This window comes from Anaerolinea thermolimosa, assembly GCF_001050195.2.
Taxonomy (GTDB): domain Bacteria; phylum Chloroflexota; class Anaerolineae; order Anaerolineales; family Anaerolineaceae; genus Anaerolinea; species Anaerolinea thermolimosa.
Genome location: NZ_DF967965.1, coordinates 2,557,944 through 2,583,112 on the forward strand (window position 1 = coordinate 2,557,944; position 25,169 = coordinate 2,583,112).

Sequence of the window (25,169 nt, forward strand, 5' to 3'; positions counted from 1 at the left end):
CCTAGGGCTTCTTAGTCGGTTCGGGGGTTGACTCTGTCTGGGCAGAGGGCTGGCCTGTGGAAGTAGGCGTAGGCGTGTAGGTCGCATTGGGCGTCACCGCCAGTGCAGGCAGAGCAATGCCGCTGGTACGCACGTCCTGGGCCTGCTCCGGCTCCAGCACCAAACCAAACTGTGCTCCCTGCGTAGTGAGCGCCGGAAGCACATCCACCAGGTACACCGGCTTGCTCTCGCTTACAGCACCTTGGAGGGAGAAGTCGTACACCAGCGTCTGGGCATCCACCGGAATTGCCAGCACGACCAGCCCCTTAGCCGCGCCGCCGCTATCCGTCTCCGGCGCGGAAGACCCGCCGCCGAACAGCCCGCCCGGCTGCGGCGTGCCCTGCGGGGCAACCGCTTGCTCCCGCCGGAAGGCCGGGTCCACCCACAAAACCCGCAACCCGCCCGCTAGGTACTTGGCGTAGGGCTGCTGATTCGCCGTGACGATGACCGTCAGCCCGACGCGGTCCCCGGGCTTGAGCAGTCCTGCCAGCCCTTGCGAAGCGCTCACCGAAAGCGCCACCGCCCGCTCGTTGGGCTGGAGTTCCAGCACCTCCCCGCCCAGGTGCGCGGGCAAGATCGGATCGCCCGCGCTGCGCGCTACCCGCAACCGTTGCCCTATCAGGCGCTGCACGTCACCCGCGGCTCCCTCAGGCGCCAGGCTCTTAGGCATTTCTTTGACGGTCAAATCCGCTTCGGACAGCACCTTGCCTTCGGGCAGGTCTGCCGCCGCCACCACCACCGCTGCCTGTGGTTCGGGCTGGTTCAGCGCCAGCGCCACCGCAAACACGACAATCGCCAGTACAAGAGGTATAAACTTCTTCATGCTTTCTCCTTTTCGCTTGTGTATTTTTGTTTCTGTACGGCCAGCCATGCGGCTACGTCGGAGATTTCTCTCATGCCGTAGTCCAGCAGTTTCCAGTCTCCCTGCGGTTCGCGCTCCAGAATGAGCACGAACACCTCATCGAACAGCCGCCGTTCCCGCAGTCGCTCCAGCAGGTGCGTCAGTTCTTCTTCGCCCATTTCACGGTCTCCTCGTCCATGTGGGTTGTGGGGTCGGCATCTCCACCGTGCGCACCGGCGGGATGTCCAGCTGCGGCGTGGGCGTAGACCGTCCCTCCACCGTCTCCGTGACCTCCCGGGTTGGGTCAGCGGTCGGGCTGGGCGTCCAGGTCGCCACCCCGTTCCACCATCCGGGGGTGCGCGTTGCCGTGGCGGGCTGCGTCTTCAGGCTCACCGGCTGCGGATCCACCGGTCTGTCTGCACCGGACAGTTCTCCCGCCAGCAGTCCCACCAGCAGGACTCCCGCCAGCAAAAGAAAGACCACGATCGGTTTGTTCATTTCCAGCCTCCGGCATTGAAGACAACCCAGACGACATACGCCACGGACAGCAGCAGAGTGAGAACAACCCAGATGAAACACGCCGTGGAGAGCGTCAGGGTCTCGAATGTTGTTTGTTTATCGGTTCTCCAATCGCTCATAACGTAATCCTCCCCAGTTTTGCGGCAATCTCTTCATCCGTCGGTTCGGGAGCCACCACCGCCAGCGGTCGGAACAGGAACGGCTGCTGCATTTCCCGCTCAAAGGCATACGGGAAGCGCCCCAGGAACATGCCGATCTGCAAGTCCGCCAGAAACCGCCGCCAGGGCTCATCCACGAAGCCCTTCTCACTGCGCGCAATCCCGCTCAGGACAATGTCCTTGTCTTTGGGGTTCTTCAGGAAACCCACCACCAGGTTGTTGCAGGAAGAGATAATGTCCTGCGGGATCAGGCTCGGCGCCTGCGTGATGACGTGCAGGCGTGCTTTGTACTTGCGCGCATCCCGGAACATGTCCCCGAAGCGCTGGCTCAAACTCACTCCGCCGCTCTCGTCGTCTCCGCCTCCGGCGTCCACCCCGGCAAAAATCTTGTTGGCTTCTTCGAAGAAAATCTGCAAAATCGGCTCGTCTGTGTTCACCTCATGCACCCGCCGCGCCACCATGTCCGTGTACAGGTGCCAGCCTGCCCAGCCCAGCAGGAACGCCTTGCCGAAGTCGTCCAGAAACATGCCCCCCTCGATGATCGCCACTCCCCACGGCTTGGCCAGGTCTTCCATCGGCACGCAGTCGGGACCGGCGGAAAACTGCGCCGCCGCCGCTCCCTGCACCAGCGCATTCATGCGGTACAGGATGCCTTCCAGTACGCCCGTCAGCATGGTGTCCCGCGGGTTGACCCGCGAGAGTTTCTCCTCCACCTGCCGGTACAGCGTGCTCAAATCCACCCGGCTCGAACGGTACACCGCCAGCCGCTGCCGCTGCGTCAGGCTCAATTCCCCCAGCGGCGTCCCGACAGGCGCTTCTGCCACCTCTACCTCGTCCGTCTGGACAAAGCCCCACTGCGCATCTCCGCGCACCTCGCGGTCGTCCACCAGCACCCCGGCTTGCAGGTACACCGCCCGCAGGGCGTCCAGCAGTTCCTGCTTCTGCCGCTTCACCCCCAGCCGTGCCACGCTCCCGAAGATGTCCGCAAACGCCCGCCACTGCGTCTCCGGGTTGATGTTCCTCCCGATTTGCAGCGGGTTCCAGCGCAAGGGTCTGGCTGCCGTCGGCCACAACTGCCGGATGTCCACGTGCCCCTCCAGTCCCGGGGCGTTCAGCAGACTGCGCCAGCCTGCGCCGAAGTCCAGCACCACCGTGCGCAAATGCCACTTCAGGGTGGTCTCATAGGCAAGGCGCATCGCCGCCACGCTCTTCCCGTAGCCGGTATCCGCGGCAAACATGGTGTGGAACAGGCGCTCCGCGTCCAGCCGTACCTGCGCCCGGGTCAGGTCGCGCGTCAGCGGGCTGTACTGGTGTCCCAGCACCACGTCCCCGGGCATGTTCGGGTAGAAGGTCAGCCCTTTCGGCGTCGGCGCAATCGTCACCACCGCCGTACTCTCCTCCACCAGTCCAGGCGCGGTGTAGGCGGCCAGCTGCCCTGCCGTGAGCAGCGTGCCGTACTTCGTCCACAGCACCCCGCCGAACGGGTCGTTCGGGTCGGCTTCCGCATACGGCAGGAACGCCAGGGCGTGCTCCCGCACGCGCGGGTCGTCCGCCCGCACCGTCAGGACGGGGGTGGGTACGGTCGTGCCGTGAAATGCCTGACTGGCCAGCGTCTCCCCGGCACGCGCGCCTTCCTCCGTGTCCACCAGCAGCAGCGCGTCCGTCATGAAGCCGCCCTCTGCCGCTGCCTGGTTGACCAGCCCCTCGAACTGCCGCAGGATTTCGGTCAGCCGGTCTGCCACGTCGTCCTCCAGCTGCCACGAACGTCCCACGTTCACCCCCGGCACCAGCCCGGTGGAGAAGCCGCCGGTAAACGCCTGCCCGGTCATGCGGGATACCCCCTGCGCCGCGCTCTCGCCTTCGGCGTAACTGCGCCCGTACTGCTCGCTGGTGGTGTCGGTCGTGCCCCATGATTCGCTCCTGCCCGTTGTGTGCGCCCACATGCGCGACTGAGACCACGATTCGCTGCCGCCCACCGTGGTGGTTTCGACATGCGATCCACCCACGCTGTCGGCAGTGCCGTGCGTTTCGGCGTGTCCGCTCATCGTGGTGGTGCTGGAGAAACTGCTCCCCCCGCTCATCCACGACTGGCTGGCTCCCGCGCTCCATCCGCTCGAGTCGGCCGTCCCCTGCGTACTGCTCACCGCCACCCCTTCAGAGGTCCCGCTGGAGACGCTCTGGCTGCTCGACTGCGTTCCCGAATAGCCCTCGCTGACCCCGGAACTCCACCCGCCGCCCACGCCCAGAATTTTGGCGTCTGCCGAGTAATTCGTGCTCATGCTTGCCGAATGGGACAGACTTTCTCCCGTCGAGGTGCTCACCCCGGAAGAGGTGCCGTGCGAGAGGGTCGTCCCGCTCCCGGCGCTTTCCGTGTGGCTTCCCGAGACCCCGCTGGAAATGCTCCCCCCGCTTGACCAGGAACTGCCGCTGCCTACCGAGGTCGAGGTGGCGCTGGAATCGGTGGTGGCGTGACTCTCGGTGTGCGACCAGGACTGTCCCTCCGAGACCGATTTCGCCCACGACGTGCCCACGCTGTGCGTCTCCGAACCGCCGTTCGTCCAGGCTTCGCTCTTGCCCACGCTGTGGCTGTCCGAGTGCGCCTGCCCCCAGCCGTGCGACGTCCCCTGTGCGGTTGAGTGCGCCACCGCGCTCGAACCGCCCTGTCCGCCCGATACCGCCTGCCCCAGCGCCGCCATGAGGGGAATGCCCAGCGAGAAGCCGATGTTCACACTTCCCCGCCGCCGACTGGCAAACTGGCTCGCTACCCGCGCCACTTCCACCAGCGCCCGCGAGAGGCGCTTGCGGTCTACGTGCTCTGCCGCCACCTGGAAGACGAAATCCTGCCGCAGTTTTGCCAGCCCGCGAAACAGAATTTCGTTCTGTTCCTCCGCCAGGTCGTCTTCGGCGTAGTCCGGCAGGTTGCCGTCCGCTCCCAGTCCGCGCTTGCTGGCGCGCGGGTCGGGATGTCCCAGCAGTGCCAGCACGTTGCGTGCCCGCCGCGTGACGAACTCCAGATACCACTCGATCCAGCGCAGATCGGGCGGTCGGGTCTGCGACTGCGGGAAGTTTGCCAGGGCTGCCTGCACTGCCGCCGCGCCTTCCAGCGCCAGTGACGCCGCTGTCTCCCGGCTTTCCCCTTCTCCCGCCGCCCCGTACAGCTGCACGATCCCCACATGCTCCGGGTGAAATATTCCCAGCGCCGTGTACAGGTAATCCACCCCCGCGTTGTACACGCCCCGCAGCGCCGCCCACTGTCTGCCCAGCGTGTCGGTGTCCCGCGCCACGTCATACGGCACGCTGGCTAACTCACGGAAGGCGACGCAGCGGTAGCGTTCCCCTTCCGGCGTCTCCAGCCGGAACCAGGCGTACCGCAGTACGCCCTCTTCGATATGCAGTCCGTTGTCCAGCACTCTGATCATGGCTTCCCCCGTGAACGAAAGTGGTAGATGATCTCATCTGCGTCCTGCTGCACCGGCGGGTGTACCAGCAGTCCCTGCGCCAGCAGTGCCAGATACCCCAGCGGCAGCAGGTACAGCGCAATCGAGGCGATGGCGTTGAGATAGGCCTGCCCCTGAAGCAGTGCCGGGGCGCTCAGGGCGGGCAGAAGCCACTCGCGGTAGGCGGCAAAGCCCAGACCTGTCAGGGCGTACAGCCCCAGCCCCCGCACCAGCATCCAGTGCGTGTTTTGCGGGTTGAACCGCTCCAGCCGCACGGCGAGCAGCCCGGCGAGGGTCATCACCAGCAGGAACAGCGCCACCGGGAAGGGCGCCAGCAGCCCTGCCAGCAGCGCCAGCACTGCCACCCCCAGCGTCCAGCGCTGCTGACTCACCGGTGCACGCAGGACGGCATACCCCAGCGCGCCTGCCAGCCCCACCTGCCACAGGTGCTCCACCAGCAGCCACACCAGCGCCAGCAATCCGTTTGCAATCCAAACGAACGGCGTGTACCACTCCATGCCCCACCTCACGGCTCCGGCGCCAGCAGTCGGCTTTCCAGCAGATAGACCTTGATCGGGTTGGGCAGCACCTTCGTGGTGCATTTGCCATCTGACTGGCAGGCGGTCACGTGCACGGTGTAGTCGCCCGGATCCCACGGGCGGAAAAAGCGGCAGTCCAGTTCGGCGTTCGGGGTGTTGATGCCGCTTGTCCCATACGTCCAGGCACAGTGAGCATACGGGTGAAGAGGATCGTCCGGGCGCTCCGGGTACTGCGGGTACTCACCCAGCACGTGCGCACCCGGATAGCGCTGTCCCAGCGTGTACACGATCCAGTCCCGCGATTCTTCCGTGAGTTCCACCCACACGGTCAGGCTGGTGATATTCGCCTGTCCGCTCCCGCAGGCGGTATCTGCCCCACCGTGGGCTTTGATGTCGTTGATGGTCATCCCCAACGCCTCACCGTAGGGCGGCTGCTCCTGCCGCCACGGCACCGGGTACGGCGGATCCACCGTGTAGGTGTCGTCTATCGTCGGGGGGGCGTATGAGGGCGTGCAGCCTCCACCACCAGTGGAACCGTAGCAGCAATCTACATACGCCCAAACTTGATTTTCCTTCCACACTCCATTCACGCAGTCTGGCAAATGAGCCTGCGTCCGCCCGTTGTAAATCCGCGTTTCATACGGCCACCCCATCCAATCAGTTACGTTGCAGTTTCCGGATGACGGGTTACACCGATAAGGCTGAGTAGCATACGTGGGTCCATTGCAACGTGTAACGTACTTAATCCCACCCGTAAAGTCGCAGCATTTGCCTGTGCCACACCATTTATCGGATGGACGATCACACGTCTGTGCCACGGCGCACTGTGCCTGCGGGAACAGGGCAATACCGACGGCTATCAGCAGCCCCATGAGGGTAATCTGCCAGAATTTACTGAACACGAAACGCCAGTTGATGGTCATCATTCACCTCCAGGTAAATCCACTTTATCAAAGCCCGGCATTGTGTTTTTCTCGGTTGACGGGATCCAGTACCAGGCTAAAGCCCAACCCTCTGGAATGGGGTAATTAACTCCAACTATTCCCAGTTCAACAACGCGATCCAGGTTGTAAGTTTCCTGCATGAAACGCCCAACCTGACAGAATGTACTCTCTCCACACTTTTGCCAATCAATTCCAGTCCGACTAACGAAATCTCCCTGAACTCGTGGAAAAATCAAACGTCCTCTTTCGAGAATGCGATTGTCGTCCAGATAGCGGAAGTACGATTCCCGGTCTGTCGGAAACTCATCGTAGGCTGGAAAGAGATAGGGCGTGTAGGTATTCCCGTCCCATACTCCGAGGACGAGAGGATAAAAAACAACACTAGCGTTTCGTTCATAAACCCAGAGAACATCCAATGTCCACTTTCCGGCAGTCATTTGACCGGTTTCTCCCGTAGATACCGTCATTGCGACAAAGTAATTCCCTTCAGGCGGTTCGTAATAACGGCTTGGAAAAGTATCTGATGGTAATTGATTGACTAAACTGGTTCGGATATCAGGTGAAACTGTTGGGTAATACCGCACCTCTTCGGTCGGCGTAGGCGTTGGGCGGGGTGCGGCAGTCGGCGTTGGTGTGGCGCGCAGCGAACACCCTGCCAGAAGCACCAGCGCAAGCATGAACACAATCGTTTTTCGCATCTTCACCTCCGTTTATCACTGGCGTTAACGAAAAGAACCCACACCCGAAAGGTGTGGGCGCTTTTTCAAAGCGGAGACCACCCGTACAACCGGGCTATGGGTTCACGTCTACCCAAAAGCATACCAAAAAATTACGCCGGGCGCAAATGAACCCGGCGTAAGATCACCCCGAAAAAGACCTTACAATCACCTTACAGGCGCATCTTCCGGAACCACTGCCCAGATACGGATGAAGCCGTCTGCCTGGGTGGCAAAGAACCGCCCGTTTGGAGAAAACATGAAACTCGAGAAGGGATACCCGCCATCCAGTAAAGGCAACACATACACAGGATCGCTTTTTCCTGCATTCAGGAAATTGTTCAGGTCTAAAAAACGAATACCCGGGATTCTCCACCAATACAGATTGTCCACAATTAGATTGGCACGTTCCGAAACAATGGCTTGACTACCCCTGCCATACCCACCTAATGGCAACTCGACTCGACTGGTTGTGTTATCTGATAAATTAACCACCAAACCCTTGAACATTCCAAACAGGAACAACCTCTGTCCTTCTCTGTCAAGGGTGTGAAAGTAGTAATCAGAATAAGAGAGTTTTTTGAATGCGCCTTTGTTCCCCAGCAGAACATGGTAAAGATTATCCTGCACATACCCAACGCTGACAAATTCATGACTTACCGAAAACCTGGCAATTGTGCCTGGTGAAGAAAACACCTGCTTGCCGTTTTTCAAGTCAAAAACAGCAAAACCGCGAGGAGGATACTCGCTTTTAACTTGCATAAACCAAGAGATAACCGCAAAGTCGTTGAGAATTGTCACGCCGTTATCCAACCAACTGCCAATAGCATATCCTGCGGGTACTCTAAATTCAACCGCAACTTCTTTGTTCTTTAGCAATTGCCACCCGTTTTCGGATTGGAGCAAGGTATAGCAATTCAGATGTTCATCAACGGCAACACATTCTTTGGGACGATACCTCACAGTCCCATCGTCTTCGACGCTGAATAATTCCCCAATCTCTCCTTCAATCTCTCCTTCCGTCTTCCACGAGAACTCCCGCATCTTCTCGTCATCGAACCAGAGAAAGCCGTCCGGGGCGTCCTCATCCATCAGCCACTTCCCGCTGGCAATATCCACAAGGATCGCCTTCGCCTTGACAACAATCAGCACCTGTTCACCAGCGGGTGCGAATTGCACCTGCGGCAGGGTGTACCGATCCAGCACCTCCCACCCGCTGACCTGCCGCACCAGTTTACGGGTTTCCACCTGGTACACATCCACCCGCCCGGCGCGCACCACTGCCGCCAGTGTGCCGTCCGGCGAGAAGACCAGCCCGCAGGTGTCCTCACCGCACCACGGCAGGGTCTCTCTGGGCAGGCGCTTCTCCCAGCCCTGTCCCAACTCCGCTACCGGATACAGCCGCACGGAAGCATCGAACACCGTCGCCAGGTACTTCCCGTCCGGGGAAAACTGCGCTCCCATACCGCGCACCGTATCCACCAGACTGCCGTCTTCTACCCGGTACACGTCCACCCTGTCCGGCTCCACCACCTGCCCTCTCGGACGCTGCACCGCCAGCAGGGAACCGTCGGGAGAGAGCGCCACCGCATTCAGCGCCCAGGCATCTCCCGCTTCCAGCGCAAACTCCCGCACCTTCTGCCCGTCCTGACGCCACACCGTCAGGGTGTCCCCGGCCCGGGTGAGGATAAAGCGTCCATCCGGGCTCATGTCGAACGCCCGCAGGAACTCCACCTCGAACCCGCCGTTTTTTGCCTGGGTGCGGGCATCGTAGAACTCGATCCCGGCGGTCGTTCCCACCACGATCGTCTTCCCGTCTGCGGTCAGGCGGTAAGGGTTCTCGTCCAGCAGACGCGGGTAGCCGTAGCGGGCAATCTCGCGCAGACGGTGGACGTTCTCCGCCGTGATGACCTCATAGGGCAGATCGGGAACCGGCGTCCCGTTGGTCACCGGCAGGGAAATCAGCATTGGGGTTGGTGTAGCGGTCGGCGTGGGAGACCCCGTTGCGGTTGCCGTTGGCAAGAATGTTGCGGTTGGGGTTGGCGTAGCAGACGCCGCTGCGGTCGCTGTGAGGGTCACGGTTGACGTTAGCCCAGCGTTATCAACCACCTGCGGAGCGCAAGCAGTCAGCAGAGTGAGAAAAAGAGCAAAGAGAATCGCGTTTTTCATGCCTCAACTACCAGTTGAATACTTTGAACAATTTTCTCCATGTCTTCGGGAGACAGTCTCCCAATTTTTCGCACAAGGCGCATGGTCGAAACCGAACGCACCTGAAAACAATCCGCTGCCGAGTCTTTGTCCAGCCCGTTGCTGGATGCGGCTTTTATCTGCACCATCCACGGCGCCACACTGTAACGCTCTTTCCAGTCGGTCAGCGGAACGATCACCCGCAAGGGCAGAACACCCACCAGGTCACTGGAAACGATCACCGCCGGACGAGATTTGCGCATCTCCGCTCCCAGGGTTGGGTCGAGATTGACCAGCCAGACTTCACCGCGTTTCATCCCAATCCTCTCCATCCAGCGCCGTGAAAGCGGTCAATTCAGGGTCGTTCTGGTAATCCTCCTGCAGGATTTGGGCAGCCATCTCCATCTGACGGCGCTGACGCTCCCGCAGAGCAAGGCGGATCAATTCTCGCGCCACCTCGGAAATGGATTTGCCCTCTTCGTGGGCGATTTGACTCAACTGTTCGTGCTGTTGTTTTTCGAGAATAATTTGCGCTCTATACAGGTTCATGACACACCTCACCGCGTTTATTTTATACATATCTTTTTAGTGTGTCAAGTAGGTGTGTGTTAATCACCACTTCTCCAGCCAGAACCGGCTCAAATCGCCCGCCTTTGCCTGCTGTGCCAGCGTGCGCAAATCGGTGGCGCGTCCGGGAATGCCCATGTCCTTCAACCTCCGCACCATCCAGTGCCGTGTGGTCGGTGTGGGTACGATCAGATTTGCCTGCCGCATTCTCGCCCATTTATCGGGGTTATCACGTGAGCGGGTTTCCACCTCGCAGTAGTAGAACCACCCCTCAGGGTCGGTCACTTTCAGGTCGGGCTGAAACCAGGGCGTTTCCTGCGGGTCGAACGGCATAACCTCTGCCTTCCACCCCCGCAGTCGTGCCTGGTAGGCAGCAAATAGCACCGCTCCCCCGTGTACCACCTGTTCCTCGCCGCGGTGCAGGCGAATGATTTTCTCCCAGTCGCTTTCCACCGGCTCAACCCCCAGCGCCCGGCACAGGTCTTTGCCGTAGTCGGTTAATTGCAAAACATTCATCGTAAAAAAACCACCCAGACCGGAAAGCCGAACCGAAAATTGATCCACCATCTTGTGGGACACCTGCTCATCCGCCAGCGCGCCATAAACGACATTGCGCAGGGAATTTGCGCGCATTTCAACCCCGGTTTTTTGAGATAGCAACAGCAGCAAATCCAGCGCAGTGGAAACGCCCGTTTCTCCCAGCGTCTTCACCGCCATGATGACGCGCGGCCAGAACTGACTGTTCCACCGCCATGCAATCCACTGATGTCCTCGTGGCAAAGTGCTTGCTTTTTTGGCTCTGCTAATTCTGTTCATCCCTTCCAGCATACGAATATTTACTCTTGCCCGCAAGGAAACTTACAAATCTGCAAAGTGGGGCTACTGTCCCACTCGTAAAAACTGGTGATTCAGGCCAGCCCCCCTATCCTTTTCCCCCCTCTCTCCCCGCCTTTCCGGCGGTTTGCGCGCCATCGGGCAGTGCTGACCCTGCCGCCTCTACCCCGCCTTTCACGGCTCGTACCTGCGGATCTCCTCGTCCTCCAGCAGGTACAGCAGGATGTCCAGCGCAAGGTGCAGCAGTACGGCGTCCCTGTCGTTGTCTGCGTCCTCTCGCGTTGTTCCCCGCTTCCACGGCGGTCGAATCATCGCCATCACCGCCTCGCGCAGGGGCGTCTCTCCCCGCGTGTGGTACAGGTCGGACACCCACCAGCCTACAAAACGATCCGTCACCGCCGCAGTGTTTCCGCCACCCAGAAACGGCAGCAGGTACGGCGGAACCCGCCGCTTTTTCTGCGCCAGCGGATACGCCCGTACCACCGGGAGCATGAAGCCGTTATCGAGAATCAGTGCAGGCAGGTCGTACTCCCCCTCGTCCTTCGGGAGGATGTCCCGTACCGTCCGCTCCCCGGCTTTCAACGCCAGCCATTCCATCAGGCACACCGGCTGTGCCTGTGCCGTGACCTGCATCAGCGGACAGCCGTGTTTCTCACAGCGGTCGAATTCGTTCAGGTTGTAGTCGTGTCTGCGAAACGCGAAACTCATCACCCCTCCAGTCTGCTCAGTGCCCGCTCCAGATCACGCTCTCCGGGTGTCACGTACACCCGGGTGGCGTTCAAACTGCTGTGTCCCAGCAGCGCCGCCACCTCCTGCAATCCCACCCCGGCATCCACCAGGTTCTTTGCCAGCGTGTGCCTGAGCGTGTGCGGGTGTACTTCCACCCCCGCCCGCCGTCCCATCTCCGCCAGACGCCGCTGCACCCCCGATACGGTCATCTCAAACATCCGTCCCGGCTGTCCTCCGCGCTCTTCCAGCCACGCCTTCAGCGCCCGCCGCGCTTCGGCATTCAACGGCACTTTGCGCGCCTTCGCCCCCTTGCCGCTGCGCACCTGCACCCACCCTGACCGTTCACCCATCTGCACATCCGAGACCTCCACCGCACAGGCTTCGCTCACCCGCAGCCCGGTGTGCAGCAGAAACACCACCAGCGCCCAGTCCCGCACCGCCAGCCGACGCCGGGCAGGTGTATCTGCCGCCTGTATCCCCCGTTCCGCTTCCCGCACCAGCCGCCACTGCTCGCTCCGCTCCAGCCAGCCCGGTGAGAGTTTCTCCTCCCGCGGCATCTTCAGCCGCGCCGTCGGGTTGCGCTCGATTTTTCCAGCCGCCATCCCCCACCGGCAGTACGCCCGTAAGGCCATCAGCCGCCGCCGGATCGTGGCGGCGCTTGCCTTCTGCACCGTTTGCAGCCATGCACGGTACTCCCGCACATCCGCCGGGGTGACGTCCTCAACCCGCAATCCTCGCCCATTGGTCTGCTCAAACCAGCGTTCAAACTGGCTCATGTCCGCCAGGTATCCCCGCACCGTCACATCACTGCGGTCTTGCTCCCGCAGCCAGGTTTCAAAGTCTTGCAAATCTGTCACGGTTCACCTCCATGGAGTCTCAAACCTTCCCCGACCCTCCTTGTCACCTGCCCCTTCATGCCCGCCAGCCGTATCCAGTCCGCCAGATCATCCGCACTGCCCAGCAGCCACACCAGCGCCGTCAGCAGTCCCTGACGCTCATCGAAAATCGCCACCAGCCCGCCAAACACCACCGGTAACAGCAGCGGCGCTGCCATCACCCGCCGGTAACCCCGCACGTCCATCGGCTTCTCCACCCGGAACCGCATCCAGCCCGCTTTCACCCCGTCCCACGATGTCCCCTGACGCAGCGCTTCCCGCAGGTGCAATCCCTCATGCAGCACTCCTCCCAGCAGTACCGCCACGCCAAAAGTCGCCAGCAACCTCACGACATACTCTCTCTCCCACAACCACGGCTCGATCAGCCTCCAGATCCCCAGTCCGGTCAGCCCTACCACCAGCCCGTACACCCCGTACCAGCGCCAGTCCTGCATTCTCATCCCCGCACCTTTCACACCGGATAGATCACGCTCCCCGTATTCAATATCACAGCCCCCTGAACCTCACCGCCGAAAGAACTCCATCCGTCTCGCATTTCTACCCACCGCTGCAATGTTTCCAGAGCAAAACGCCCCCGCTTCACCACCTCATGCAGGTCTTTTGCCCCTTCCGCAAGGCGTCCCTGGGTCACCATGGACTGAAAGGTTTCGTCTCCTGCGGCAATCGTCCGTATCAACCTCTCGCCTCTCATGGTCATCCCTTCAATCACGCTCCCTTCTCGCCTTACTTCAACCCGAAAGCAGCGTTTGAATCCCTCCACAACGTCACAGGCAAAGAACAGCACCGGCTGCTTCCCCGGCAGGCTCTCTTTCCACCTCCGCTCTGCCGCTTCTGCCAGTCCCCACGCCAGTCCTTCCGCCTCCCAGTCCTTCTTCTCGCCCTGCCGCTCAAACATGAATGTCTCCAGTTCCTCATCCCTGCCAGCATATCCAAGATGCAGCACAACGACACGACCAATCACCCACACTTTCCGCGAACGGTCTGTAACCACTTCCCGCCCGCGGGTTTTTCGTCCATCCGCCAGTACCACCAGCCCCTGTGGATGCAGTACCACCAGTCCGGCGCTCATCAACCCGCTCCTCTCAGTTCACTTCTGGCTCCGGCCCCTCAACTTCACCCACCGTTACGCTCCACCGCTCGATTTCCGCTTCCCCTTCCCGCCGGTGCACCACCAGATGCACCTCGAACCTCGTCACCAGACGCGCCAGTACCTGTACCACCGCTTCAGGGTCCGCTTTCACCCACGCACGTAAAACCTCCAGCACTTCCGTCTCGCTCATCCCCGCACCTCCACGCTACAATCCGTTTCTCCCATCGGCGGCACACTCAAGTTTGCCGCGATCACGCCGACTCAGCCCTTCCGCACAATCTCGTAGTCATACCCCGCCCCGCCTTCCGCCCAGGCAATGCCCTCGCCGGACGGCTTCGGCTGTTCCTCCCGGATGACCACCTCGAACCGCCCGCCCTGCGCCAGCCCCAGCAGCAGCGCCGCCACCACTTCCGGCTCTTCCCGCACCAGGCGGGTCAATCGTTCCCGCAAACGATACGCTTCAACCTCGTTCATCTCCGCACCTCCACCCGCAAAATCTCCAAATCTTCCACGTCCGCCTCGACCTCGCTCCCCCGCGGCGCCGTCCCCGGTTTCAAGCGCACCACCAGGTACACGTCCCCAACCTCCGGGCTGTAAAATCCACCATTCGGCTCTTTACCCAGCAATTTCGCCGTTCCCGTATGACGCACGTAGTGCGGCGTCCCTGCCTCAACCGCCGCGGTTACATCCGCCCACGTCGCCCGTTCAATCCACAACCCCGCCGGTAATTCCACCGGCGGCACCAGCGCATTCACGATCGCCGCAATCATGTCAACCTCCTGAAGAGTGAATCTGGCAAAAAATTTTTTGCATAATTCCATGCGCCTGCCCGCTCCCTCACGGCGGACTCACCGTCCCGCCCCCTAACCCTCTGGCGCTGCGCGCCGAGGGGCGGGGGGCGTGGACGTCAGGCCGCCCCATGCGCCAGCAGGCGCTCCATGCCCCAAAGCCGTCAGGCTGAGGGGCTCCCGCGCTTCCCGTGCCTCCCGCACGATGCGGTACATCAGCACCCGATCCGCTTCCCGAATCTCCTCCCAGCCGTACACAATCTCCCGCAGCCGGTGATCCACCAGCAGCCGCAGCAGTCCCGCTTCGGGTGTCGAGAGCACGGTCACGTGCTTCACGTTCACCACCCCATCTACCAGACGCCCTTCCACCGCCACGAAAGGTTTGCCATCCAGGTGCACCACCTCGAATCGGCTGCCGTTGATGCTCACCAAGGCGCTGCCCCCCTCGGTCGGGTTGAACTTGCGCAGCATCTCCAGCAGCCCCAGCGCGGGTTTGTCCGCCAGCACCACCCGGTGGCGCTCTAGCCCCGCCGCGTCCGTCCACAGCCAGCCGTGCAGCACCGGCGCGGACAGTTCGCTTGTTTCGTCCAGCGCAATTTGCTCCGCCCGCTCAATCTCCAGATACCCCTGCAAGACCACCCGGTTTGCAAATCTCACGTTTCCTCCCGCTTCTCCAGCCACACCCGCCGGAATTCTAACCGCTCTCCGCCAAAACCCAACAGCAGCCCAACCGCATCGCCCTCGTAGGCTCGCAAGTACCGCCGCAACTGGTCAAAGTCCGCCTGCTCAAACTCCTGGCTAGCCAACTTGCACTCGATGAGCACTGTTGAATTGCCCTTGCGCACCAGGAGATCCGGCACCACCTCACCCACCGCCTGCCCGTTGTAGCGCACTTTCAAGCGCGGCTGGTACAAAACCGTCTCGCCTGCACTCCGCAGTTCGTGCAGCAGCGCCCGGTGGTACACCATCTCGGCATGACCCGGTCCTAACTCCCGCAGCACCCGCCGCGCATGGCGGATGATCTTGCCCACCACCGGCAGATATTTAGCGTTCATCCGCCCTCCGTTCCCGCAGGACGCTCTCTAACGCCATGACCGCAATTTGCCGCGACAAGTTCCGCCCGGCGTCCACCGCAACGCTCACCGCCGTTTGCAGGTCTTTCGCCAGCGGGTGGCTCTCGTCCAGCAGCGCGGCTTCCAACTCGGCAGTCTCCGCTTCCCGCACAAGTTCGGCAACCAACTCCCCGCCAAACCGCTCTTGCAGCGCCCTAATGCTCGATGAGGTCGGCATACGGCCCCTCCAGGTAACGGCGGCGGTCATCGGTTTGCTTTTTCGGCGGCAGCAGCCCGGAACGCAGACCGTTCAAAAAGCGGGCGGGCGCATATTCTTTGGGCTGCGTCAAAGCCCATTCTAACCACGCCTTGAACGCTTTGCGGTCGGCGCGGTAATGCTCCGCCAACTCCGCTGTGTTCCCGTTCCAGCCGATTTCTTGCAAACCCGCCGCCATGCTTTTGGGCAACCGCGGCTTGACCGGTTTTGGGCGTCCGTTCGATTGGCTTGGTTCTGCCATTTGCGCTTCTGCCCGCTCTTGCAAGTCCTCCCGCTCGATGTCTAAATCCCAGTTCGGATCGCTCACCGCTTTGACCAGCCAGCCGGGACCATCCGCCCGCCCCACCTTGACCGCCAATGGGTATAACGCCAAGCACTTCTCGATCCGTTCCAGCGGAAAATGATCCAGTAAAAATCTTGCCGTTTTCGCGTAAATTCCAATTTTGTGCAATTGCGAAAAAAGGGCATTTTTTGCGTCATTTTCGGGCGTTTTTTGCGAAAAATTTGCGCTCGCGCTTAAGTTAAGCAAAGTTAAGTTTGTTGTTGATTCTTCTGAATCATTAACAACATCTTTGCTTTGCTTTGCTTTAATAGGCGTAATCGGTGGAAAATTTCCACCGATAAATCGAGGCCTGAGTTCGTACACGTACATGGTGTGACCGCGATAGCCGGTCATCTCGAAGCGCATCAGCAGCCCCCGTTTCATCGCCCGCTCAATGCCAACCAGTACGGATTTGCGATCCAGACCGGTCATCGTCTCAAACTCCGACAGCGTGATCGGCTCTGCCCCGCCCACCTGCATCAGCCGGGCAACCGCCGCAATTACGACTTTCAACTCCGCCAGGCTCATCCACGGCAAGAGCATCACCACTTCCGGCGGCAAGACCACCGTGTCCGGTATGCTGATACCGTCCAAAACGGGACCAAAAGCCTTGCTGTCATCGCTAGTTTCACCCATTTCTGACCTCCTCCTTCCAATCGTTTCTGCAAAAACTGAAATTAGCCATTTTTAGGGGGTATTTTCAATCTACCCATATAGACATAGCCACCCCACCCAGAAAGGCGGCTTGTAGGGCTTCTAGGAGGACGAACGTGAGCGTCAACGTGAGCGTCAATGTGAGCGGAGCGTGAGCGGGACGTGAGCGGAGCGTGAGCAAAACCGCTCACGTTGATTTTTAGGCCCTCAAAAAACATTACGATTTTCTCGACCATGGTTTACTGCCCTTCCTTCCACTGCGCGCTTGCGTCTTGTTTTGGGTGGGAAATCAAGCGCAGAACGCCCTGTTCATAACGGTTGGCGCTGTGTTTGAGCAGCAGACCAACCAGTTCCCCGATGGGCACACTGTGGCGTTCTGCCCTCTCTTTGAGCCTTTTGACCAACTCATCAGGCAGCCGATAGGCCACCCAGCGAGACCACAACCGCGGCTCTTCTGCCCCTTTCTGCTTGCGCCTGCGCTTCTCGCTCAGCACTGCCTTCGGGGTTGGGTTCCATCCTTCCTCTACCCAGCCGTGCTGTTTCGTCCAGCCGCTGTCCAGCGGGTAAAGCGTCATGCGCGTCCCTTTGACTTTGGGTTGAATCGTCAGGGTTTCCCGCTCCATGCAAAAGAGGCCATACTCCAGAAATGCCCTTGCCACCTCATCCGCCGTCACGCCCACCTGATCGGCAATCGCTACCACTCTTGCGCTTACTTCCTCAGGCACACTCCGAAAGGTCTTAGCACGATGTGCCTTTTCCCAAGTGCGATTACGCGGCTTCTTGGGACCTTTCATCAGATCCACCACGCTGATCTGCGGCAATGCCAAAGGTACAGTCCCCCCTGTGTTAGTCTGTTCTTCTTCCTGGCTTTTGCCAGCCCAGAATGTCCTACGCTCTGCCATTCTTTTACTCACTTACCACTTCAACACTTGATCCACTAAACACGCATATTCCTGTGCGGCTCGGCTTGTTGGGGCTTTTTCAAAAACAGTTTGTCCTTCGGCAATACATTCCCGAAATACCGTTGCTCGGTGGATCGGCGGTAATACCGTTTCACTAAATCCTGCTTTCAGGTCTTCCTCAATTTTTTTCGTCTCCCGCGTTACATCATCGTAAAACGTGGGCAGTATTCCACCCAGTGACCCCCGCCAGCCTTTGTTCTCTTTCAAATTCCGCATGATACCTACGGTCTTGTTCAGTCCTTCCAGTGAGCCAAATTCCATCGCCACCGGTACAATCACAAAGTCGGATGCCCAAATTGCTCGCTCTTGCAACCCGCCCAATGACGGACTGGTGTCCATTACAATGTAATCCAAGCCATTTCGTATGAAAACCTGAATCGCATCCCGTATGTACGACACCGGCTTATCTAATGCAGATAGGGAGTTCTGAGCAACAGCAGTCTCCTGACTACCCGGTATGATCCACAAATTCGCTCGACCCGTCCCCCTCACTTGTTGACGGAGGAGAATTAACTCATTTTTCTCTAGTGGTTTAATCGACGACATCAATAAGAAAAAGATACCCGGTTCTTGCTTCAACCCTAGATAACTGGCACTTTGACCCTGTGGGTCAAAATCCAAAATTAATACTTCTTTTCGCCGCAGCGCCAAGCCGTGAGCCAGACTGAGGACAGTGGTGGTCTTTCCCGCCCCCCCTTTTTGATTCGCAATCGTGATGACTTTTGTCATCCATTCACCTCCTCGTTCAATCTCGTCAAGAAGCGTTGAATAGCCTTCCTATACTCAAAATTCGCTCGAATGCGTACTTTCCGCCCCGGAGATAACCCCTGCCAGCCCAGTCCAATCAAGTCCTGGTTTTCCATCGAAATCTCTCCAATAACCGCCTCTTTCATTTCGAATCGCTCGTAGTCCTCTGCCTCTAAATCATCATTCCTTACTTTGGTCAGCAAGATACTTACATTTTTTCGTTCGGAATCTTCACGAACACTTTCATACGCCGCCACGGTATGCCCAACTGTCTTGAACGCTAAAAAATCTTTCGTAGTCGGAATCAGTAAATGATCACAAATTGCCATGCTCACATAGGTCGTGTGCGTGGGAAATGGGTGAGTGTCTATAATTACCCACTCAAATCCACTTCGGCTTAATAATTCCTTAAGTTCATCAACTCGCTCTCTGAATAATTCCCCTACTTTGATTATTTTTTCTACACTCGAGTCAATTAGCCACAGTCTAGGGCTAACAGAAGACAAGTGGTGAGCAAAATCTAATCCTCCTTCAAGCAGCTTCTCATAATCAGCGAGGGGAGAGACATACTCAATTTCAAAAAATCTTTTATGTTGATTTGCCCGTCCAAAGTTCAGCAGTAGTACCCGCCCCTCAAGAGAAAGATTGTAGGCGAATTGGATTGCCGTGATTGTTTTGCCGGTATTCTCCCGCAAGTGAGTAACCGTAATCACTTTTCCCATCATCCCGCCTCCCCAAACAAACTCAACTGTGGCTGCGCTTTCTTCTCATGCGTCAGCCACACATCAAACGAAAGCAGGTTGCTTGCCCGCTCAATCTCCAACCCGTCCGCTTCTTCCAACAAAGCCAGCAGCCACGCCGGGGCTTTCTCACTCACCCGCGCATAGCGGGGTCTCACCCCCTTGCGTTTCTCGTACAACGCAATCGCCGCTGCCAGTTCGTCCCTGTCCTCGATGCGATAGACCCGCCATTCGGTCCTGTCCATGTCCATTACCTCCGTCCAGCCATTCGATATAACTTGCTCCGCCGTGTCCATGCACGGTCACTAAATCCTCGATTTTCAGGTACACATTCAACCCATGCGGCTCGCGCTTCCAGCGCAGTACCGCCAGCCCGTCCGAAAACTCCACTCCCTCGGCGACCACGCCCGTACCGCTCACTCCACTCGGGTCGCTCTCCCGCACCAGCACAAACCGCCGCATCGCTCATTTGCCCTCTAATAACACCCGTATCTTGCTCTTTCCCGCTTCGGTCAACCGCCATTCGCCTGCAATCATCTCCATCAACCCCCGCCGTTCCAAGCGTTCATACACCCCCGGAAAGGTCTGCTTCATGCGGGCGTGCAGGGGGGTATGCAGCCGCACGTAATTCAAGCAGCGCGCCTCAACCGGTGTCAGCCCCAAGGCCTTGCAACGATACGGATTGAATTTGACCAGTTCGTTGTCCAGTTCCATTGTTCTGCCCTGTTCTGCTCTGTTCTGTCCTGTTCGCCGTTCTGTTCGCCGAACAATTCCTCTACTCCACTGGGGCAGGGGAGAGGACTGCCCGCCGTTCTCCCACCGCATAGTACAACTCTTGCAGGGTGGCGTACTCCCCTGTTAGATACGTCCCCTTGCCCGGCTGGGTCTCGACATAGCGCGACAAGGACCGCACCGCCTGACTCCACACTTCGGCGCTCCAGCCCAATTCACGCCAGCCGGGAATTCGATTCGACTGCGCTCCAACCGCCTGGATGCTCTCCCGCAGCAAGCGCAGTGCCAGCCGCTTGTGCGGGTCTGCCCGGCGCTGAATGAAGCCAACCAGTTCCCCATCCACTGAATACGGAATAGGCTCGGTCTCGCTCTCATCCCCTTCATCCGGCAGCCCGGTAGGCAGGGCCGGTTGGATGACCTGCACCCGCACCGGCGGGGCGTTCCCGGCTAGAAGCAGCAAAGTACCCGCCCGGCTCTCCACCAACTGCCTGCGGCGGGACTGCCAGGCTATCCACTCGTTGCCCGCTCTCCACACCAGCACAACCACCACCCCGCCGAGTGCCAGCAGTGTCAAGAGCAGGATCAGCAGTGCCAGTAATTGCAATAAACCTTCCTGCCGCTGCGCTTGCGCTTCCCGCTCGGCCTGCCGCCGGACGGCTTCGGCGGTGGCCGTCATCTGATACGCCTGTTCAGCCAGAGCAAGGGCCTGCTTTGTGGCTTCCACGCTGACCGCCTGGCGGGTGGCTTCCAGCCTGACCGCTTCGGCGGTCTGGCGCAGGGATGTTTCCTGCGCCGATTGGGTGGCGCGTGCCTGCTCTTCCACCTGCCCGGCCAGCGCTTCGGCAGCCTGGGCGGTGGCGCGCAGGGCGGCCGGGTCGGGCGGGGCATATTGCACCGGAGGTGTACTTACACAGCCGGTCAGCAGCAGCAAGACGATAATCACTACTCGCTTCACCAGACCAGTACTCCAACCAGCAGGAAAATCAGGGCTAAAGCAAGCAGCGGCAGGCAGCCCGCCTCTTTGTGCCCCATTCGGGGTACTTTGGACCGCCATTCGGCCCGGCGGATACTGCCGTCTGCGCTGCGCTCCAGTTTGTCCCAGCGTACCCGCCGGTCTACCGCCGGTTCGCCCTCGTAGTGCAGTACCACATCCACCGCTCCGGCTTCTTCCTCCAGCCAGCGCAGGCTGCGCCGTAAGTCCGAATCGTGACGGGTCATCTCCGCCCGGCCCGGCAGGTGCAGGTGGACGACCTCATCGCCGTATCTGCCCCCCAGCCAGCGGCCCTGTACCTCATCCACCACCCCCATCACCGCCCGGTAGGTCACAGCCGGGTCAAGGCTGCGCCCCCCCACATGCCGCTCCGGCGGCGGGGTGGACTGTTCCGCTTTCGCCCGCAGCCCCAGCGTCAAGTACAGCACCACTGCCAGAAACAAGATCAATCCGAGGATACACCCGTCCATTGTCTCAACTCCACCGCCCGGCTGCCCTCGGCCTGCACGACCTTGCCCCGCTGAATCACCACCCGCTCGCCGGTCTTGACGTTCTCGAACACCGTCCCGCTCGGCCACGGGCAGGGTATCCGGCGGCTCTCCTCATCCCAACCCGGCAGGACGATGTCCGTCCAGCGGAAGTGTCCGCCGTAGAAGATACCCGGTTCGTCCCCGCTGCGGGTCGGGTCAACCACCACTTTCCAGTAGTAACCCGGCGGGGTCTGCCACAGCCGCCTGGTCATCGCTCACCTCACCCCCAGCCGCTCTCGGAGTTCCTCCCACAGCGGGTCATCCGCAGGCAGTCCTTCCAGCCGAAACAGGATTTCAAACTTGCGCTCTTCCCGCTCACGCACTTCGGCTTCGAAGGCAATTAACTCGTCCAGTTCGTCAGCCGTTAGTCCGCCAAACTCCGGGTTGGCACAGTCCTGACAAACCCGCAGCGGCGTCCCGTCCGGCTCTCTCAGCCACACCGCTTCGCCTTCAATCACATCCCCGCAGTTTTCACAGATGCGTTTGTCCATCTCCCACGCTCCGCCCTTTCGACATCCGGTCGAACATCGCCTTTCCCTTTCGATTGTGCAGCCGAGAATTTCAGTACGGCAGTTCTTCGCCGCCGTTGCCTTCCGCCTTGCCGCCACCCAGGAATTGCACCACCTGGGCGGTCACTTTCAGGCTGGCTCCTGCTTCACCGTTCTTGCGGGTGTAGGCTTCCACCGCAGGGACACCCCGCACGAACACCTGCCGCCCCTTCGCCAGATACTGGTGGCAGCGTTCGCCTAACTCCCGCCAGGCACTCACGTCCACCCACACGGTCTCGTCCTTGCGGGTCTTGACCGCCACCGGAAAACTGCACACCAGCACCCCTTCGGGGGTGTAGCGCGCTTCCGGGTCTTTGCCCAGATTGCCGATGAATTGAATTTCCAGCATGTTACAGCCTCTCTTGTGGTGAAATAAAATCCAGCCCAAGAAGAGCGAAAAAATCGCTCTCTTCGGGCGTGGGAACAACCTCGCCGGTGTCTTGCCGCCGCACCGCTCCATCTCGGATGATGTACAAAGACGGCAGATAGCCGCCGTACTTTTTTGAAGTTACCAGTTTCCGCGAAAACTCCGCCCCGCCCGTGCGCAGGGCAAAGATTACGCCCCATTGAGCAGGGGGCAGGACAATGAACAAGTCAAGGTTCAGTCCTTCGGGCAGAGCATACTGCTTGTAGCGCTGCCCGCTCTTGTTGACCAACACACCCGCTAGAATCGGGTCGTGATAACCGTTGGGATGACCAAACAGGTCAACGAACGGACGCGGTTTGACCACAATCTCGATGTCCCCCACTTCCGCTTTTCGCCGTCGGATACTCCCGGCTATCTCAATACGCTCGCAGTACGGTGTCAGTATGTCGGCGTACCGGCGGGCAATCCTCTCGGCTTCATCCAGCGGTATTCTGACCTTCATGGTTGTTTACCCCCATCCAACATCTGCCAGGCTTCCTCGTTTAGCCATTCAAAGCAGTACATACACACATAGCCACCCTCCCCTTTCAGCCAGACATGACGGCAGGTAGGACTCTGCCCCCAATAGCCATAGCCTTCCAGCACCGCCCCGCAGTCCAGGCAGGTCAAACCGTAATTGTCGCCAACTTTGTTTCGATGCTCACACATGGGAAACCTCATCCAGAAATTGTCCCTTGCACCACAGGGGGACAAAACGCTCGTTTTTCTGGCAAAACGTGGTCAAAAACCCGTCCCTTGCACCACCGGGGGACTTCCTCGTTTTTCGGCGGGGGAACGTGGTCAAACCCCTGTGCGTTATCTCGAATTCGCACCCCTCGCTCAACCTGGATAGTCGGTTGCCCATGCCGGTCTTTCCCGGCTGTCCCCCACCATTGCAGGCGGAGTAGTATTCCCGTCTCTCCGGGCCGTCACCCTGCCTGTTTCCCGGCGCTCATGTCTCTTGCCTTTCCGCTCACCACGTGTAGGGTGCGCCGGGCTGCACCTGCCTCGCTAGCAAGGTCAGGTTCGCCAGTCCAGCCGGGTGAGATTTGCACCCACCGCAGGATCGGGGAGCATCCCGCCCATCTTTGGCGGCTGGTTTGTTTGGAGGATCACCATGTCGCTTGTCAAGGTGCTGTTTCAGGCGGACGGGACTCGAACCCGTCATCACGCACCTGCCGCCTGAATGGAGGGAAAGAAGTGAGCCAACACCGCTAAACAAAAACCCTGCCGGGGTCGTTGCAGGGTTCTGTTCTCGTGCTATACTTTGCGCGAGGTGAGCAGTCGCGACCTGCTTGCCTCACCGTGAGCGTGCGACCACACGGCTCACGGAACGCCCCGGTCGGGCGCACAACGCCCTCACGCCGGGGCGTTGTGTTTGAGGCATTCGGTTGGATTTTGGTTTGGGAAGGTGCTATGGGGAGTATAGCATACTTATCTATGTTTGTCAACAAAAACATAGATAATATCTATAAAAAAAAAGAGGTGGTAGCCCACCTCAAATTTAATGGGTTAATTGTTACTAGTGTATTAACTGCCACCAAATACCCAGAGCAAATATAAGTAAAGCCAATATTGCTACAATTGGTCCCAAAATTCTTTCAATTTTGCCTTGCTTTTCTAGCTGTTCCCAGCACAAGTCACAATAATTTCCTACGCCACTGTGTGAAACCCCAAGTGCGAATTTAGGATTGCCATATCGAATATGAAGATCGCAATAAACTTTGCCACACTTAGTACATTTTTTTCGTGCTTGGTTTGAACAAGTTTCATGTTGACATACACCATTGCCTTCTTTCATAAGGCACTCCTCTGTACTGGAATCCCATTAGCTGCAAATATTTTTTTGCCTTGCTTTTTCTGTGGACGGTATATTAATTCACAGAAAGCCACATCCTGTTCACTAATCAGTACTTTCTGACCTGCTTTCCCCTTTACAGAAATAAAACCTCTCCTTATCCATTGATAAAGGGTAGTGTACGGTATGCGATATTTTTTAGATGCCTCGTTAATACCAAGATATGAATTACTAAGAGATGAAAATTGTTGGTACTCCGGCAAATCCTCTTTTCGCGCACCAGAGCCCCTTTCCTGCTCCGCCCGTTTTTTGACTTCATCTTCGCTCACAACCATTTCTCCCGCGATCACTCCCGCCCTGATTTTACCTTTCTCAACCAGGGCGCGCAAGCGAGCCTCGTCCAACCCGTACTTGCGGGCGGCTTCGGAAAGAGGTATAAAGGTGGGTAGGGTAAGCATGTCAATCCTTTCGTCTTGAACCTTAGTAATCCGAGTTACCTCCAGGGCAGGGCGCAACGACCCTCTCCGCGGGCGAGGATCACCGGTCGGCGGGCAGCCACCGGCCTATCAGCGCACAGCCCCAACGGGTGGTCGGGGCGGATCCTCGACAGGTCATCCCCCGGTCCCGGGTTGCCTCAAAACAATCTGCCGCGCGGGCCTGACGTCCCCAAGCAGCATCAGCCGGGGTAGGCTGAGGGAGGACACGGACGGCAGACGGGTAGTCTGCACGATCAGGCTTTGGCAACCGGAGACCGGGTGGGTCTCCGGGTTGCTTTTTAATGTGCTACGATTTGCTTTTCAGCAAAAAAGACAGGACAACGCCTAAAACGGCTGAAACTCCAATCCCAATCGCCAAAGCAATCAACGGCGACTGGGAAAGAACCGGAAAACGATCCAAAAAAGCTTGACCAATTACTGCACCTGCTATTACAATTACAACTGTTGCAAGATTTTCGATTTTCATAATTTCCTTTCTTCAGTCCCGGTAACCGCCCGGGACTGAATCTTTAATCCAGATACACGCAAAGCGCCCAGGGAATCCATCAGGCGCTTTGCGGGGGACAGGGATGGAATCCCTGCGGGAGTGAGCGTGCAGGGGCTCGAACCCTGAACCAATGGCTTAAAAG

Annotated in this window: 37 protein-coding genes; all 37 read right to left on the minus strand. The window is 59.1% G+C overall.

Features of this window, described 5'->3' with window-relative positions; genetic code table 11:
- Nucleotide 1 precedes the first annotated feature (1 nt).
- The 37 genes from cpaB to ATHL_RS11785 all read right to left on the minus strand — a co-directional run bounded on the left by cpaB (nucleotide 2) and on the right by ATHL_RS11785 (nucleotide 25,006).
- A complete protein-coding gene (gene cpaB, locus ATHL_RS11605) occupies nucleotides 2-862 on the minus strand; it encodes a Flp pilus assembly protein CpaB (RefSeq protein WP_062193795.1) in 861 nt (286 codons plus the stop codon).
- Nucleotides 859-1,059 carry a hypothetical protein gene (locus ATHL_RS11610; protein ID WP_013560795.1) on the minus strand — a complete coding sequence of 67 codons (201 nt, stop codon included), beginning with the start codon at nucleotides 1,057-1,059 and terminating at the stop codon, nucleotides 859-861. The genes cpaB and ATHL_RS11610 overlap by 4 nt, the downstream gene beginning before the upstream one ends.
- Nucleotide 1,060: 1 nt before the next feature.
- Nucleotides 1,061-1,378 (minus strand): hypothetical protein, encoded by a 318-nt coding sequence (locus ATHL_RS11615; RefSeq protein WP_013560796.1) that lies wholly within the window; start codon nucleotides 1,376-1,378, stop codon nucleotides 1,061-1,063.
- Entirely contained in the window at nucleotides 1,375-1,518 is a 144-nt protein-coding gene (locus ATHL_RS19085) for a hypothetical protein (RefSeq protein ID WP_013560797.1), read from the minus strand. Before ATHL_RS19085 ends, ATHL_RS11615 begins: the two co-directional genes overlap by 4 nt.
- Complete coding sequence (locus tag ATHL_RS11620) at nucleotides 1,515-4,976, minus strand: serine-rich protein (RefSeq protein WP_013560548.1); 3,462 nt, start codon at nucleotides 4,974-4,976, stop codon at nucleotides 1,515-1,517. Before ATHL_RS11620 ends, ATHL_RS19085 begins: the two co-directional genes overlap by 4 nt.
- Complete coding sequence (locus ATHL_RS11625; RefSeq protein ID WP_013560799.1) at nucleotides 4,973-5,512, minus strand: hypothetical protein; 540 nt, start codon at nucleotides 5,510-5,512, stop codon at nucleotides 4,973-4,975. The genes ATHL_RS11620 and ATHL_RS11625 overlap by 4 nt, the downstream gene beginning before the upstream one ends.
- 8 nt (nucleotides 5,513-5,520) lie before the next feature.
- Entirely contained in the window at nucleotides 5,521-6,459 is a 939-nt protein-coding gene (locus ATHL_RS11630) for a hypothetical protein (RefSeq protein ID WP_013560800.1), read from the minus strand.
- Nucleotides 6,456-7,175, minus strand: a complete 720-nt coding sequence (locus tag ATHL_RS11635; protein ID WP_041455022.1) for a YdgH/BhsA/McbA family protein — start codon at nucleotides 7,173-7,175, stop codon at nucleotides 6,456-6,458. The genes ATHL_RS11630 and ATHL_RS11635 overlap by 4 nt, the downstream gene beginning before the upstream one ends.
- Before the next feature lie 186 nt (nucleotides 7,176-7,361).
- Complete coding sequence (locus ATHL_RS11640; RefSeq protein WP_013560802.1) at nucleotides 7,362-9,362, minus strand: WD40 repeat domain-containing protein; 2,001 nt, start codon at nucleotides 9,360-9,362, stop codon at nucleotides 7,362-7,364.
- A complete protein-coding gene (locus tag ATHL_RS11645) occupies nucleotides 9,359-9,697 on the minus strand; it encodes a type II toxin-antitoxin system PemK/MazF family toxin (RefSeq protein WP_013560803.1) in 339 nt (112 codons plus the stop codon). The genes ATHL_RS11640 and ATHL_RS11645 overlap by 4 nt, the downstream gene beginning before the upstream one ends.
- Complete coding sequence (locus ATHL_RS11650) at nucleotides 9,684-9,929, minus strand: hypothetical protein (RefSeq protein ID WP_013560804.1); 246 nt, start codon at nucleotides 9,927-9,929, stop codon at nucleotides 9,684-9,686. Before ATHL_RS11650 ends, ATHL_RS11645 begins: the two co-directional genes overlap by 14 nt.
- A 63-nt stretch (nucleotides 9,930-9,992) precedes the next feature.
- The gene (locus ATHL_RS11655) at nucleotides 9,993-10,763 is read right to left on the minus strand and encodes a hypothetical protein (RefSeq protein ID WP_197534062.1); all 771 of its coding nucleotides are present in this window, start codon (nucleotides 10,761-10,763) and stop codon (nucleotides 9,993-9,995) included.
- 192 nt (nucleotides 10,764-10,955) lie between these two features.
- Nucleotides 10,956-11,489 carry a hypothetical protein gene (locus tag ATHL_RS11660; RefSeq protein ID WP_013560561.1) on the minus strand — a complete coding sequence of 178 codons (534 nt, stop codon included), beginning with the start codon at nucleotides 11,487-11,489 and terminating at the stop codon, nucleotides 10,956-10,958.
- A complete protein-coding gene (locus ATHL_RS11665; protein ID WP_062193798.1) occupies nucleotides 11,489-12,367 on the minus strand; it encodes a tyrosine-type recombinase/integrase in 879 nt (292 codons plus the stop codon). Before ATHL_RS11665 ends, ATHL_RS11660 begins: the two co-directional genes overlap by 1 nt.
- On the minus strand, nucleotides 12,364-12,846 hold the full coding sequence (locus ATHL_RS11670; RefSeq protein ID WP_084001392.1) for a hypothetical protein: 483 nt from the start codon (nucleotides 12,844-12,846) through the stop codon (nucleotides 12,364-12,366). Before ATHL_RS11670 ends, ATHL_RS11665 begins: the two co-directional genes overlap by 4 nt.
- A gap of 11 nt (nucleotides 12,847-12,857) precedes the next feature.
- On the minus strand, nucleotides 12,858-13,475 hold the full coding sequence (locus ATHL_RS11675; protein WP_062193803.1) for a hypothetical protein: 618 nt from the start codon (nucleotides 13,473-13,475) through the stop codon (nucleotides 12,858-12,860).
- A gap of 13 nt (nucleotides 13,476-13,488) precedes the next feature.
- On the minus strand, nucleotides 13,489-13,686 hold the full coding sequence (locus tag ATHL_RS11680; RefSeq protein WP_062193807.1) for a hypothetical protein: 198 nt from the start codon (nucleotides 13,684-13,686) through the stop codon (nucleotides 13,489-13,491).
- Between the two features lie 71 nt (nucleotides 13,687-13,757).
- Nucleotides 13,758-13,970, minus strand: coding sequence for a hypothetical protein (locus tag ATHL_RS11685; RefSeq protein ID WP_062193810.1), 213 nt, complete (start codon nucleotides 13,968-13,970; stop codon nucleotides 13,758-13,760).
- Nucleotides 13,967-14,266 carry a hypothetical protein gene (locus ATHL_RS11690; protein ID WP_162787687.1) on the minus strand — a complete coding sequence of 100 codons (300 nt, stop codon included), beginning with the start codon at nucleotides 14,264-14,266 and terminating at the stop codon, nucleotides 13,967-13,969. Before ATHL_RS11690 ends, ATHL_RS11685 begins: the two co-directional genes overlap by 4 nt.
- Before the next feature lie 93 nt (nucleotides 14,267-14,359).
- Nucleotides 14,360-14,941: a hypothetical protein gene (locus ATHL_RS11695; protein WP_062193815.1), complete on the minus strand. Its 582-nt coding sequence runs from the start codon at nucleotides 14,939-14,941 to the stop codon at nucleotides 14,360-14,362.
- Nucleotides 14,938-15,339: a GxxExxY protein gene (locus ATHL_RS11700; RefSeq protein ID WP_013560812.1), complete on the minus strand. Its 402-nt coding sequence runs from the start codon at nucleotides 15,337-15,339 to the stop codon at nucleotides 14,938-14,940. The genes ATHL_RS11695 and ATHL_RS11700 overlap by 4 nt, the downstream gene beginning before the upstream one ends.
- Nucleotides 15,329-15,574 (minus strand): hypothetical protein, encoded by a 246-nt coding sequence (locus ATHL_RS11705; protein WP_062193818.1) that lies wholly within the window; start codon nucleotides 15,572-15,574, stop codon nucleotides 15,329-15,331. The genes ATHL_RS11700 and ATHL_RS11705 overlap by 11 nt, the downstream gene beginning before the upstream one ends.
- The gene (locus tag ATHL_RS11710; protein ID WP_062193821.1) at nucleotides 15,552-16,571 is read right to left on the minus strand and encodes a hypothetical protein; all 1,020 of its coding nucleotides are present in this window, start codon (nucleotides 16,569-16,571) and stop codon (nucleotides 15,552-15,554) included. The genes ATHL_RS11705 and ATHL_RS11710 overlap by 23 nt, the downstream gene beginning before the upstream one ends.
- A 257-nt stretch (nucleotides 16,572-16,828) precedes the next feature.
- On the minus strand, nucleotides 16,829-17,491 hold the full coding sequence (locus ATHL_RS11715) for a hypothetical protein (RefSeq protein WP_062193823.1): 663 nt from the start codon (nucleotides 17,489-17,491) through the stop codon (nucleotides 16,829-16,831).
- A 12-nt stretch (nucleotides 17,492-17,503) separates the two neighbouring features.
- Nucleotides 17,504-18,280 (minus strand): ParA family protein, encoded by a 777-nt coding sequence (locus ATHL_RS11720; RefSeq protein ID WP_062193826.1) that lies wholly within the window; start codon nucleotides 18,278-18,280, stop codon nucleotides 17,504-17,506.
- Complete coding sequence (locus tag ATHL_RS11725; protein ID WP_062193829.1) at nucleotides 18,277-19,023, minus strand: ParA family protein; 747 nt, start codon at nucleotides 19,021-19,023, stop codon at nucleotides 18,277-18,279. The genes ATHL_RS11720 and ATHL_RS11725 overlap by 4 nt, the downstream gene beginning before the upstream one ends.
- On the minus strand, nucleotides 19,020-19,283 hold the full coding sequence (locus tag ATHL_RS11730) for a hypothetical protein (RefSeq protein ID WP_162787688.1): 264 nt from the start codon (nucleotides 19,281-19,283) through the stop codon (nucleotides 19,020-19,022). The genes ATHL_RS11725 and ATHL_RS11730 overlap by 4 nt, the downstream gene beginning before the upstream one ends.
- A 220-nt stretch (nucleotides 19,284-19,503) precedes the next feature.
- Nucleotides 19,504-19,752 (minus strand): hypothetical protein, encoded by a 249-nt coding sequence (locus tag ATHL_RS11735; RefSeq protein WP_062193834.1) that lies wholly within the window; start codon nucleotides 19,750-19,752, stop codon nucleotides 19,504-19,506.
- A 61-nt stretch (nucleotides 19,753-19,813) separates the two neighbouring features.
- Entirely contained in the window at nucleotides 19,814-20,725 is a 912-nt protein-coding gene (locus ATHL_RS11740) for a hypothetical protein (RefSeq protein WP_062193837.1), read from the minus strand.
- Complete coding sequence (locus ATHL_RS11745) at nucleotides 20,722-21,231, minus strand: hypothetical protein (RefSeq protein WP_062193839.1); 510 nt, start codon at nucleotides 21,229-21,231, stop codon at nucleotides 20,722-20,724. Before ATHL_RS11745 ends, ATHL_RS11740 begins: the two co-directional genes overlap by 4 nt.
- Complete coding sequence (locus ATHL_RS11750; protein ID WP_062193842.1) at nucleotides 21,207-21,503, minus strand: hypothetical protein; 297 nt, start codon at nucleotides 21,501-21,503, stop codon at nucleotides 21,207-21,209. The genes ATHL_RS11745 and ATHL_RS11750 overlap by 25 nt, the downstream gene beginning before the upstream one ends.
- A gap of 3 nt (nucleotides 21,504-21,506) precedes the next feature.
- Nucleotides 21,507-21,782 carry a hypothetical protein gene (locus tag ATHL_RS11755; RefSeq protein ID WP_062193845.1) on the minus strand — a complete coding sequence of 92 codons (276 nt, stop codon included), beginning with the start codon at nucleotides 21,780-21,782 and terminating at the stop codon, nucleotides 21,507-21,509.
- Between the two features lie 70 nt (nucleotides 21,783-21,852).
- Complete coding sequence (locus ATHL_RS11760; protein ID WP_062193848.1) at nucleotides 21,853-22,188, minus strand: single-stranded DNA-binding protein; 336 nt, start codon at nucleotides 22,186-22,188, stop codon at nucleotides 21,853-21,855.
- Nucleotide 22,189: 1 nt separating this feature from the next.
- Complete coding sequence (locus ATHL_RS11765; protein WP_062193850.1) at nucleotides 22,190-22,708, minus strand: nucleotidyltransferase family protein; 519 nt, start codon at nucleotides 22,706-22,708, stop codon at nucleotides 22,190-22,192.
- Between the two features lie 1,059 nt (nucleotides 22,709-23,767).
- Entirely contained in the window at nucleotides 23,768-24,046 is a 279-nt protein-coding gene (locus ATHL_RS18925) for a hypothetical protein (RefSeq protein ID WP_162787689.1), read from the minus strand.
- A complete protein-coding gene (locus tag ATHL_RS11780) occupies nucleotides 24,043-24,501 on the minus strand; it encodes a helix-turn-helix domain-containing protein (RefSeq protein WP_174233927.1) in 459 nt (152 codons plus the stop codon). The genes ATHL_RS18925 and ATHL_RS11780 overlap by 4 nt, the downstream gene beginning before the upstream one ends.
- Nucleotides 24,502-24,826: 325 nt before the next feature.
- Nucleotides 24,827-25,006 carry a hypothetical protein gene (locus tag ATHL_RS11785; protein ID WP_013560826.1) on the minus strand — a complete coding sequence of 60 codons (180 nt, stop codon included), beginning with the start codon at nucleotides 25,004-25,006 and terminating at the stop codon, nucleotides 24,827-24,829.
- Nucleotides 25,007-25,169: the final 163 nt, after the last annotated feature.

What these genes read in the sequence shown, in the direction of transcription:
- ATHL_RS18925 (WP_162787689.1), bottom strand. Translation starts at nt 24,046, where the DNA reads ATGAAAGAAGGCAATGGTGTATGTCAACATGAAACTTGTTCAAACCAA.
- ATHL_RS11640 (WP_013560802.1), bottom strand. Translation starts at nt 9,362, where the DNA reads ATGAAAAACGCGATTCTCTTTGCTCTTTTTCTCACTCTGCTGACTGCT.
- ATHL_RS11760 (WP_062193848.1), bottom strand. Translation starts at nt 22,188, where the DNA reads ATGCTGGAAATTCAATTCATCGGCAATCTGGGCAAAGACCCGGAAGCG.
- ATHL_RS11705 (WP_062193818.1), bottom strand. Translation starts at nt 15,574, where the DNA reads ATGCCGACCTCATCGAGCATTAGGGCGCTGCAAGAGCGGTTTGGCGGG.
- ATHL_RS11690 (WP_162787687.1), bottom strand. Translation starts at nt 14,266, where the DNA reads ATGATTGCGGCGATCGTGAATGCGCTGGTGCCGCCGGTGGAATTACCG.
- ATHL_RS11780 (WP_174233927.1), bottom strand. Translation starts at nt 24,501, where the DNA reads ATGCTTACCCTACCCACCTTTATACCTCTTTCCGAAGCCGCCCGCAAG.
- ATHL_RS11765 (WP_062193850.1), bottom strand. Translation starts at nt 22,708, where the DNA reads ATGAAGGTCAGAATACCGCTGGATGAAGCCGAGAGGATTGCCCGCCGG.
- ATHL_RS11630 (WP_013560800.1), bottom strand. Translation starts at nt 6,459, where the DNA reads ATGATGACCATCAACTGGCGTTTCGTGTTCAGTAAATTCTGGCAGATT.
- ATHL_RS11720 (WP_062193826.1), bottom strand. Translation starts at nt 18,280, where the DNA reads ATGACAAAAGTCATCACGATTGCGAATCAAAAAGGGGGGGCGGGAAAG.
- ATHL_RS11655 (WP_197534062.1), bottom strand. Translation starts at nt 10,763, where the DNA reads ATGAACAGAATTAGCAGAGCCAAAAAAGCAAGCACTTTGCCACGAGGA.
- ATHL_RS11660 (WP_013560561.1), bottom strand. Translation starts at nt 11,489, where the DNA reads ATGAGTTTCGCGTTTCGCAGACACGACTACAACCTGAACGAATTCGAC.
- ATHL_RS11745 (WP_062193839.1), bottom strand. Translation starts at nt 21,231, where the DNA reads ATGGACGGGTGTATCCTCGGATTGATCTTGTTTCTGGCAGTGGTGCTG.
- cpaB (WP_062193795.1), bottom strand. Translation starts at nt 862, where the DNA reads ATGAAGAAGTTTATACCTCTTGTACTGGCGATTGTCGTGTTTGCGGTG.
- ATHL_RS11650 (WP_013560804.1), bottom strand. Translation starts at nt 9,929, where the DNA reads ATGAACCTGTATAGAGCGCAAATTATTCTCGAAAAACAACAGCACGAA.
- ATHL_RS11755 (WP_062193845.1), bottom strand. Translation starts at nt 21,782, where the DNA reads ATGGACAAACGCATCTGTGAAAACTGCGGGGATGTGATTGAAGGCGAA.
- ATHL_RS11675 (WP_062193803.1), bottom strand. Translation starts at nt 13,475, where the DNA reads ATGAGCGCCGGACTGGTGGTACTGCATCCACAGGGGCTGGTGGTACTG.
- ATHL_RS11680 (WP_062193807.1), bottom strand. Translation starts at nt 13,686, where the DNA reads ATGAGCGAGACGGAAGTGCTGGAGGTTTTACGTGCGTGGGTGAAAGCG.
- ATHL_RS11620 (WP_013560548.1), bottom strand. Translation starts at nt 4,976, where the DNA reads ATGATCAGAGTGCTGGACAACGGACTGCATATCGAAGAGGGCGTACTG.
- ATHL_RS11670 (WP_084001392.1), bottom strand. Translation starts at nt 12,846, where the DNA reads ATGAGAATGCAGGACTGGCGCTGGTACGGGGTGTACGGGCTGGTGGTA.
- ATHL_RS11625 (WP_013560799.1), bottom strand. Translation starts at nt 5,512, where the DNA reads ATGGAGTGGTACACGCCGTTCGTTTGGATTGCAAACGGATTGCTGGCG.
- ATHL_RS11785 (WP_013560826.1), bottom strand. Translation starts at nt 25,006, where the DNA reads ATGAAAATCGAAAATCTTGCAACAGTTGTAATTGTAATAGCAGGTGCA.
- ATHL_RS11730 (WP_162787688.1), bottom strand. Translation starts at nt 19,283, where the DNA reads ATGGACAGGACCGAATGGCGGGTCTATCGCATCGAGGACAGGGACGAA.
- ATHL_RS19085 (WP_013560797.1), bottom strand. Translation starts at nt 1,518, where the DNA reads ATGAGCGATTGGAGAACCGATAAACAAACAACATTCGAGACCCTGACG.
- ATHL_RS11725 (WP_062193829.1), bottom strand. Translation starts at nt 19,023, where the DNA reads ATGATGGGAAAAGTGATTACGGTTACTCACTTGCGGGAGAATACCGGC.
- ATHL_RS11645 (WP_013560803.1), bottom strand. Translation starts at nt 9,697, where the DNA reads ATGAAACGCGGTGAAGTCTGGCTGGTCAATCTCGACCCAACCCTGGGA.
- ATHL_RS11750 (WP_062193842.1), bottom strand. Translation starts at nt 21,503, where the DNA reads ATGACCAGGCGGCTGTGGCAGACCCCGCCGGGTTACTACTGGAAAGTG.
- ATHL_RS11615 (WP_013560796.1), bottom strand. Translation starts at nt 1,378, where the DNA reads ATGAACAAACCGATCGTGGTCTTTCTTTTGCTGGCGGGAGTCCTGCTG.
- ATHL_RS11700 (WP_013560812.1), bottom strand. Translation starts at nt 15,339, where the DNA reads ATGAACGCTAAATATCTGCCGGTGGTGGGCAAGATCATCCGCCATGCG.
- ATHL_RS11685 (WP_062193810.1), bottom strand. Translation starts at nt 13,970, where the DNA reads ATGAACGAGGTTGAAGCGTATCGTTTGCGGGAACGATTGACCCGCCTG.
- ATHL_RS11610 (WP_013560795.1), bottom strand. Translation starts at nt 1,059, where the DNA reads ATGGGCGAAGAAGAACTGACGCACCTGCTGGAGCGACTGCGGGAACGG.
- ATHL_RS11735 (WP_062193834.1), bottom strand. Translation starts at nt 19,752, where the DNA reads ATGGAACTGGACAACGAACTGGTCAAATTCAATCCGTATCGTTGCAAG.
- ATHL_RS11635 (WP_041455022.1), bottom strand. Translation starts at nt 7,175, where the DNA reads ATGCGAAAAACGATTGTGTTCATGCTTGCGCTGGTGCTTCTGGCAGGG.
- ATHL_RS11710 (WP_062193821.1), bottom strand. Translation starts at nt 16,571, where the DNA reads ATGGGTGAAACTAGCGATGACAGCAAGGCTTTTGGTCCCGTTTTGGAC.
- ATHL_RS11715 (WP_062193823.1), bottom strand. Translation starts at nt 17,491, where the DNA reads ATGGCAGAGCGTAGGACATTCTGGGCTGGCAAAAGCCAGGAAGAAGAA.